10 protein-coding genes are annotated in these 7,605 nt (G+C 51.3%); 6 read left to right on the forward strand and 4 right to left on the reverse strand.

The window, feature by feature from the left end:
- Positions 1 to 175: 175 nt before the first annotated feature.
- Positions 176 to 454 (reverse strand): hypothetical protein, encoded by a 279-nt coding sequence (locus HUO07_RS21105; protein ID WP_176305102.1) that lies wholly within the window; start codon positions 452 to 454, stop codon positions 176 to 178.
- Positions 455 to 1,491: 1,037 nt separating this feature from the next.
- Between HUO07_RS21105 and HUO07_RS21110 the strand changes: the two genes are divergently transcribed.
- Positions 1,492 to 1,719, forward strand: coding sequence for a hypothetical protein (locus HUO07_RS21110; protein ID WP_176305103.1), 228 nt, complete (start codon positions 1,492 to 1,494; stop codon positions 1,717 to 1,719).
- Positions 1,719 to 1,979: a hypothetical protein gene (locus HUO07_RS21115; RefSeq protein ID WP_176305104.1), complete on the forward strand. Its 261-nt coding sequence runs from the start codon at positions 1,719 to 1,721 to the stop codon at positions 1,977 to 1,979. The genes HUO07_RS21110 and HUO07_RS21115 overlap by 1 nt, the downstream gene beginning before the upstream one ends.
- Before the next feature lie 170 nt (positions 1,980 to 2,149).
- Here HUO07_RS21115 and HUO07_RS21120 read toward each other — a convergent pair whose 3' ends face one another.
- Positions 2,150 to 2,302, reverse strand: a complete 153-nt coding sequence (locus tag HUO07_RS21120) for a hypothetical protein (protein ID WP_167408850.1) — start codon at positions 2,300 to 2,302, stop codon at positions 2,150 to 2,152.
- Positions 2,303 to 2,807: 505 nt separating this feature from the next.
- Between HUO07_RS21120 and HUO07_RS21125 the strand changes: the two genes are divergently transcribed.
- Both HUO07_RS21125 and HUO07_RS21130 read left to right on the forward strand, forming a co-directional pair.
- Entirely contained in the window at positions 2,808 to 3,197 is a 390-nt protein-coding gene (locus HUO07_RS21125) for a hypothetical protein (RefSeq protein WP_176305105.1), read from the forward strand.
- Positions 3,198 to 3,552: 355 nt separating this feature from the next.
- On the forward strand, positions 3,553 to 4,182 hold the full coding sequence (locus HUO07_RS21130; RefSeq protein ID WP_176305106.1) for a hypothetical protein: 630 nt from the start codon (positions 3,553 to 3,555) through the stop codon (positions 4,180 to 4,182).
- A 101-nt stretch (positions 4,183 to 4,283) separates the two neighbouring features.
- Here the strand turns inward: HUO07_RS21130 and HUO07_RS21135 are convergent, their stop codons facing one another.
- Both HUO07_RS21135 and HUO07_RS21140 read right to left on the reverse strand, forming a co-directional pair.
- Positions 4,284 to 4,646 (reverse strand): hypothetical protein, encoded by a 363-nt coding sequence (locus tag HUO07_RS21135; protein ID WP_176305107.1) that lies wholly within the window; start codon positions 4,644 to 4,646, stop codon positions 4,284 to 4,286.
- 134 nt (positions 4,647 to 4,780) lie between these two features.
- Positions 4,781 to 5,647 carry a replication initiation protein gene (locus HUO07_RS21140; RefSeq protein WP_176305108.1) on the reverse strand — a complete coding sequence of 289 codons (867 nt, stop codon included), beginning with the start codon at positions 5,645 to 5,647 and terminating at the stop codon, positions 4,781 to 4,783.
- Positions 5,648 to 6,579: 932 nt separating this feature from the next.
- Between HUO07_RS21140 and HUO07_RS21145 the strand changes: the two genes are divergently transcribed.
- On the forward strand, positions 6,580 to 6,846 hold the full coding sequence (locus tag HUO07_RS21145) for a type II toxin-antitoxin system TacA family antitoxin (protein WP_176305109.1): 267 nt from the start codon (positions 6,580 to 6,582) through the stop codon (positions 6,844 to 6,846).
- Positions 6,847 to 6,850: 4 nt separating this feature from the next.
- Entirely contained in the window at positions 6,851 to 7,381 is a 531-nt protein-coding gene (locus HUO07_RS21150) for a GNAT family N-acetyltransferase (protein ID WP_176305110.1), read from the forward strand.
- Positions 7,382 to 7,605: the final 224 nt, after the last annotated feature.

The raw sequence follows: 7,605 nt of genomic DNA on the forward strand, positions 1-7,605 counted from the left end.
CCCTTGAAGAACGGAGTCTATAAAATAGATTTTAAATATAGATTTTTGATTTTAAACCATTTTTTATACCAGCTTTATACGTGCCAAAAAAAAAACCCACCGTGAGGTGGGTTTTTTTTTTGGCACGTATAAAGCTGGACTCCGCTGTGCTCCAAACAGCAATGCTCATCTACTTTTAAGAGGCATTACGATCCGGCAGGTCAGATGCTGTAAACTGGTCATCGTTGCTAGTTGAATAATGCAATTCAGAGCTCGGCTCGATAACAGCGTTTTTGGCAGCATCGCCGTTCACAAGCGTCAAATCAGCAGGGGTAATGTGCAAATTTTCGGTACTGTAGTTTGCAGAAGTGCTTGCATGAACGATTTCGTTAAGCTCACCAGAACCCTGTTCAGCTAGAACAGCAGTAGACGTTAATGTGATGGCGATAGCAGAAATAAGGGTAACTTTTTTCATGATTAATACTCTCTTTAATTTACGGATCCAATTATCAGATCGTTATGGCGTGCTGCATCAGCAAGTGCGCTAATATTAATCGCACAAAATAAATAAAAAAATTGATTAAAAATACTGTTTATATTCGTTTCTATCGAATTGTTTAGAAGTATGGTTTCTGAACAGGTCTGCCAACGGTTATATCCATAGTTTTCAGTACACTAGCGAAGTAGTTCTACGTGATCACAAAGCGGCGACGTTAATTTTTGCTGAGCGCGTACCCCAATGAATAGCGCATCACACCGTGTAAAAGCTCACTGGCAAAGTAGTCATGCTTGTGTGGGCACAGCCCGGAAAGTAAACGCCCTAATCACATGAAAACCCATCTGCCTTATCAGTTAGGGGCTGGTTTGGTATGACAGGTAGACCCGATCACCCACAAGGCTGCTCAGCTAAGCCCTCTGCCTCAGGGCACTGGTTAAAACTCAAGATAATAAGGGTAATCTTGAATTGTGGGCTATAAGCGTGATTATTTCACGTTATATAGTGCGATTTGCAACGAGCGAATATTTTTTCTACGTTAGAAGTTAGATGAAGCTAGGACGCTTTTTATTAAGGATGACCGAGCAAGGATTGCTCGATGATGCCACGGAAGCATGAGCAGGACGCTCATGAGAGCTTGTCAGGATGGCACTATTGGAAGCTTGCCCGACCCACCCGCCCAGTGAGTCGGGCTTTTCTTTGCCTGGGCTAAAATAAGCGTGAAAAACAGCATGTTTAATGGTTGGCGTAGCTATAGACCCGTATTGGCCTACGCTGTATGCGTACCCCCTTGAACAGGTGGCGACTGGGCATCGGTAAGCAAAGGACGCTTGTCGTAGGAAGGCCTAAGCAGGGATCGCTCGACAAGGATGCTCGTGACAGTGAGCAAGGATCACAATAGTAAAAAGCCTGGCCAGCAGCGCCGGGCTTTTTTGTGACAGATAGCCTATAAGCGTGAAAATATCACGCTTATAGGCTATTATGATGCTTATCTGAACTGACCGGGACACCTGGCCATGGCTTTACGCAAAATCAGCGACCTCAAACCCGTCTTTACCGGCGATAACGTCACCGAATGGCAGTCCCCTGCAGGGACACGGTACCGCTACGAGCGGGATCGGTGTGCCGTGGGCCAGGAAATGGGGCCCGGTACGGAAACGTATGATTGGCACGTGCTGGCTCAAAACGACCTTACCCATGCCAAACGAAAGGTGTTTGAGTTGATCAACCTGGATGAATTTTAATGCCCCGCCCGAGAGCCCTACAGGCCGACGAGGCGTCGCTGTGGTTAGCCGTGCTGCTGGACTACTCATTTAGCGATAAAAACGCTCAGCGGGCCGCACGGCTCGATTTGTTGGGTATTGCACACGATGCCACTGCTTACCCTGACGATATCCCAGGTTGGCGGCTTGCGGAGCTGCTGCTGCGTTGGGCAGAACAGTACGTGCCAGCGAGGGACTGGCAACGGCTGCAAGCCCGCCTGCGTCAGCGTAGGCGTAAGTAAAGAGAGTTACCGTGGTAGGGGGCTACTTGGTGAGGGGGCGATTGTTCATTACATTTAATCTCTTAACGCAAGACACTAGGCCCTATTGCTCGTTTTTGAGCGCGTCCAAGCGCCCGTCGACTGGGTGTTAAGGGCGCTATTGAGTTGTTTGCGGTGGACCTTGAGCCGCGTCAGAGCGCCGGATAGTCCTGAACGTCATGCTTGCGGGCCAGGCGCCGCTGGCGAGTTTGATAGGCGTTTCGCTCGATCTGCACGTAGGCGAACAAGCAAACGCCGGTCATGAATACGGCGAAGGCAACGATCATCCAACCGAATGGGGTCATGGGCGTCTCCGTTATCAGTGATTAGTTATCTCTATTCTAGCATCCGTAGATTTTGGAAAGGCTAGCATGAGAAAGCCCCTCCGAAGAGGGGCTGTGAAGATGCCCAAACGGGCCATTGAAGGATCAAATACCTCCTTGGTTACATGGATCGCACGGCCGGTCTTGCGCGGTGCGATGATTGGTTAACGAATACCAGGTGCCACCCTGGTCAAACTCTCATCCGGCGTCCGCGGTGCCACCCGCGGTGCCGATCATCGTCGATGTTGCCGTTCTTGCTTGCTGCGAGGGAGGAGTGCCCCTCCCACACTCGCTGGTGTCTTTCGTGTGCCACGATCACTCAGGGGCTCGCTGAGGGCTTCGACCATATCGCCGCCCAGCTCAGACACTACTCAACGCCGCTCCCGCCCATAGCCTCCCCGGTGCCACCCGGTTCCTTGGCCGTAGGGTTTCCCACGTTAGTCACGCGCTACTGCGTGCCATACCGCCACTGGACTCCGTCATCAGGATGACTAGTGCTGTGCACCTCGCCGGCGTTGCCGGTTTTCCCAGGCCCAAGATTCCAAAACGGCTCTGGTACTCCCTGATCACTTCCTCGCCCATGGCCAGCTCCCAAAGAGCATGGCTGCATGACACTCCGAACAGCACCCTCGCGGGGCGCCGTTACCTGCTTGAGCTATTCGTCGACCCAGACGGCTTGCGCCTCCTGGTACCGCCAGACCAGTCCTTTCGGCTGTCTGGCCCGCTGGGGTTTCCCCCAGCGCCGCGCCCACAGGTTCGGCATGCGTTCGACGGTCGCCCGCCGCCCACAGATGGGGCTGGTTACCCACTTTCGTCGCGTGACAGGGTCAGCTCCGGTTACCCGGCTGCCCGTGTCCGTGTCGCCCAATCCCGGTGAACTGGATTGGGTCGAACGAGGCATTTCAGCCTCGAGCGCCCGTTGCCTCGCAGCGAGCGGAATTACCCGCACTGCGCGACGGCGAGTTGGTCGTGGGAAGCATCCACGACCAGCAGCAAACAAGGGGGTGGCAGCCCCTCGCGTGAGGGGCTGGCACACCCCTTAGTTTGGCACTCGCCGATAGATAGGGGCCGAGGTGACAGCAGTGGGGCGGCACGCCCTGGAATCTTTTATATGCGTGCTCTCCGCGCCGTTAATCATGTTATTCATGCCCATGGTGTCACCGCGCGCCCTACCTCTCAGTACTAGTTCACCGGGAGGTCACATGGGGTCAATACGTCACAAGAGCGCTGCCATGCAGCGCATCCAGGATCTGGTCCGCCTCGGCTACGTCAGGTGGATCTCGGGGGTGGTGTCGCGGGAGAAGGCCGCTCGTCTGGCGGCCAAGTTTGCTGCGCGATACGGCACAGCTGCTGACCGAAACGAGCGTCGTCGTCGTCGCCGGCATGGAGCCGGCAACGGGTTTCTAGTGATCTACCTGCCGCCGCGTCAGCCCTATGCGGTGTGGTGGTTGCTGGTAGATGACGAGCACCCTGCGCAGCACTACGAGGATCTGCAGGATGCTCGAGAGGTGCGGGTCACCATGCCCAATCCGTACTGGTGCCCGGAGGCCTGGCGGGAAGATTATGAGCTGGTTCGACTCGACAATCGTTGGACCTGGCGGATGGTGGAGGCGCGTCGAACTGAATGGAAGGCGCGCCTCCGTGATGCGGTACGCCGCCCCGATCGAGATACTCGCCACCTACAGGTGCGGCAAGCGGTCTATAGTCTGCGCAAGCTGCCGGGGTTTCGTGGGGTGAGGCAAGACGCTCACGACCTGATCCGGCTGCTGAAGAGCGATTGGAAGCGCGTGCGCCACAAGGCCGAGCCGTTGCCGGTAACGCCCCGGTTGCCGCCCTATGTGCGCCGGATCAAGCATGAGTAGGGGAAGGTGGGGATGTTGCACCGGACACGCATGCTAGTAGAGCCTACGCATCATTATTCCATCCCGGGTTGGCACAATTTTGGGAGCATTGCCCGGTTGATTTACTGCCGACTTTCAAAACGCTGGAGCAGGTCGTCAAATCCTTTGATCGGCGTGCTGGCATTTTGAGGTGTGGACTGGGGCTCGCTGGGAGGTAGTTCTGGTGCGGGGAGGCGACGAAGCTCGCTCACTTCTTGCTGTAGCGCGGTCACCTGGTCACGAAGGGCTTGCAGCTCATTGAGCAGCAGGGTGTCTCGTTCGTGTTGCGTGTATCGCCGGGGTAGCTTCTGGGGTGTATTAGGTGTCTTATAGCTGGGGGGTTCACCATAAGCACGGATCAACTCTGACAGGTCAATGAGGCGCTGGCCATCATCACTGAGCACAGAGCTTAGGCGGCCTGCGTCGCAATGACGGTGCAGGGTCATACGGCTTTTCCCATATAACCTAGCGGCCTGCGATAGATTGAATTTTGGCATGTCACGACCTGTCACATTCATTGTCACATTGTCAGTGTAGCACTCGCATGAGCCGCCACATGACATGCACGGCAGTGGCCGGTTTAGGTGCTGGCCCGCTTGCGTTTGGACTCATTTAAAAGGCGTAAAGCGGCATCGTCGTAGCTCTCCCCGGGTTTGGCATTTTGCTCGATGATCGCCCGGGGAATGCCAAAGAGGGCCCCTTGGAGGCTATTTTCTGTTTTTGACGGACGCTTTTGTTTGGAAGAGGCCTTTGCCTTTTTGGAGGCTTTATCTCCAAAGGTAAATACCAGGTGAGATACCCGTCGTCCAGTCTTGCGCTGATCCCACTGAACCCAAAGAGGTGAATGCTCGTTGATTTGCGCCACTGCAGGCTCGATCACCCACCGCTTGAAGTCACGAATATTGGGGTAACGGTTTTCTAGTTGGAAAGCATCACGCAGCCAATCAATTGAAACGACGCGTTCGCCTGCACCTCGCCATTGAGCGAGTGTTTCATAGAGTCGAACCGCGTGAGCACTAGTCATTTTGGCAATATCGGCGAGGGCGTAGCGAGTAAACTGCTCGGTAAGCTGGGAGAGGTAAGGCACCATATCGGTACCAAAACGCAACGAGACAGCTCCTTCGCCTTCGTCATACTCGACAGTTTGCACCCAGCGTGTAAGAAGTACTTTGGTTTTTCCGCCTCCGTTAGGAGCTGTGTGCAGCGTGACTCGGCGCTCGAATAAACGCTCAGAAGCTGATTTGAGATTCTGATAGGCCGTTCCGATCTGAGTGCCACTCATGTCAGCAATTTCTTGAGCACTAATGCGATAAAGCTTCTGGTCAGTCAAAGGCTCATCCCTGCGTACCTGAGCGATACATGCAAGTACAACACGCTGCTCATAAAGGCTCAGACGATACGAGGCTTCGACTAAGGCGTTCGCTTTGTAGACTTGAGCATCTTTCATTTGGCCACGCTTATAGTGTGAGGTCTATATTCTTCTCACACTTAACCATCATTTTCTCCCCTTAACAACCATCAATCCCTCCTCTTTTAACCATCAATCCCTCCTCTTTTAACCATTAATCCCTCCTCTTTTAAAGCTATTTATCAAATATTTTCAATAGTTTAAAAGCACTAAAAGGGGAAAAGGGAAAAGGTACAGAAAAGAGCGCTATGCGCTCTCCTACCCTCCACTTCGCTACGCCCAGCCCACTGGGCTGCCTAATAAAGTTGCGCCAAAGGCGCACTCAACGCGGCTTTCGAGGTGCTACGCACCTGCGCCGCAGGTGGGCGCTCACGCGCGTTAATACGATAAAGTTTGCTGAGAAACCATTGTTTGTCAGTAGGTAATGAGACATTTCAATAACTGAAAGTGGCTTCAGCTACAGTGCAGAGGCAGTAATCGTGCATTGCCGGTTACCGCTCGCAAGCTCGCTGCATCGGCCTTACGGCCGATAAAACAGCTTGCCAGGTCTGTGATGGCATCTTGAAAATGTTGTCTCACGATCCGATAGAGAAAGGCCAGTGTTTTACCATTTCATCGAATGACGTATAGGCGCGTCGTTCCATGATTTTAGTGCTTGGCCATAATAATTTGGCGGAAATAAAAGTAACTAGTTTACCTGAACAAACGTCATTGTTATAATCAATCGGCCGGAGGCCGATTGATTATAACAATGACGTTTGTTCAGTGATTAATTTGTTTTAAAACAACCACTTACGGATGTTTTTAGCGGGTGGTTATCCCTCCAAAATTTACGCTCTCTAGAATTATCGAGTAACCTTATTGTACGGAGGTTGGCCGTACAAAAGTTACCCTGCGAGCAACCAGCTGATTCTATTCGCAGAAGCTGCTGCTAGTTAACAGCAGATTCGAATTCTAAAGAGGTAGTCATCATGAGTGCTGTCAATCGTATAGATATACGCACAGACCTGGAAACTAAGCAGCTCGTCGAACGCGCATCTGCTGCTTCTGGCTGCACTGTGACCCAGTACTTAACTCGCCTGATCAGAACAGATGCTCCGAAAATTTTGGAAGAGGTCGCTAGTATTCGCCTCACAAATGAGCAATTTGATCACTTTATAGACGTATGCTCCAGAGAGGAGCCTTTGAGTGATAAGATCAAGGAGACCGCACGTAAGCTGGATATAGAAGGTTTCTAATTAAATGGCGTTACATCACTGCTTTGTCCCAGTAAATAAAACACAACAAGATCTTCGTGGGTTCGATTGTGGCAAAGAAGAGATGAATCTATTTCTCAAAAGATTTTCTTGTAAGCATATGGGATTAGGACTCAGCTCTACCTGGGTCCTCCCAGACACACCAAGAGACAAAATACCTGGTAACGGTGTTTATGCACCCGTTGCTGCGTATTTCACACTTGCTCAAAATACAGTTGAAAAAGAAGCCCTTCCTATTCAACAGAGCCTACCTAGATACCCTACACCTGTTGCACTGCTGGCTAGACTAGCCATCGATCAAAGGTATCAAGGTAAAGGTATCGGAGGTAAATCCTTAGTTACAGCACTTAGAAAAGCCTGCGAACTTTGTGATATGGGCTTGCCAGCGTATGGCTTAATTCTAGATGTACTAGATGATGATGCTATGGGGTTTTACCAACACTTTGGTATTTTCCATCCGTTGACTAACGATCCTAACCGCCTTTTTGTGAGCATGAAAACCATTCGAAGCCTGTAATTCAAGATAAGGCGAATTCTCTTTGAATATGTAGTAGCAAATTCGTGTGCACGAATTATTTAAAATAATATGGGTTATGAAGGAATGCTAAATGCGGATAGCCCCCTTGAAGAACGGAGTCTATAAAATAGATTTTAAATATAGATTTTTGATTTTAAACCATTTTTTATACCAGCTTTATACGTGCCAAAAAAAAAACCCACCGTGAGGTGGGTTTTTTTTTT

The sequence above is a fragment of the Vreelandella maris genome (assembly GCF_013371085.1).
Lineage (GTDB): Bacteria > Pseudomonadota > Gammaproteobacteria > Pseudomonadales > Halomonadaceae > Vreelandella > Vreelandella maris.

Coding starts and splice junctions, on each gene's coding strand:
- HUO07_RS21145 (WP_176305109.1), top strand. CDS start 6,580: ATGAGTGCTGTCAATCGTATAGATATACGCACAGACCTGGAAACTAAG.
- HUO07_RS21115 (WP_176305104.1), top strand. CDS start 1,719: ATGCCCCGCCCGAGAGCCCTACAGGCCGACGAGGCGTCGCTGTGGTTA.
- HUO07_RS21150 (WP_176305110.1), top strand. CDS start 6,851: ATGGCGTTACATCACTGCTTTGTCCCAGTAAATAAAACACAACAAGAT.
- HUO07_RS21105 (WP_176305102.1), bottom strand. CDS start 454: ATGAAAAAAGTTACCCTTATTTCTGCTATCGCCATCACATTAACGTCT.
- HUO07_RS21130 (WP_176305106.1), top strand. CDS start 3,553: ATGCAGCGCATCCAGGATCTGGTCCGCCTCGGCTACGTCAGGTGGATC.
- HUO07_RS21140 (WP_176305108.1), bottom strand. CDS start 5,647: ATGAAAGATGCTCAAGTCTACAAAGCGAACGCCTTAGTCGAAGCCTCG.
- HUO07_RS21110 (WP_176305103.1), top strand. CDS start 1,492: ATGGCTTTACGCAAAATCAGCGACCTCAAACCCGTCTTTACCGGCGAT.
- HUO07_RS21135 (WP_176305107.1), bottom strand. CDS start 4,646: ATGACCCTGCACCGTCATTGCGACGCAGGCCGCCTAAGCTCTGTGCTC.
- HUO07_RS21125 (WP_176305105.1), top strand. CDS start 2,808: ATGACTAGTGCTGTGCACCTCGCCGGCGTTGCCGGTTTTCCCAGGCCC.
- HUO07_RS21120 (WP_167408850.1), bottom strand. CDS start 2,302: ATGACCCCATTCGGTTGGATGATCGTTGCCTTCGCCGTATTCATGACC.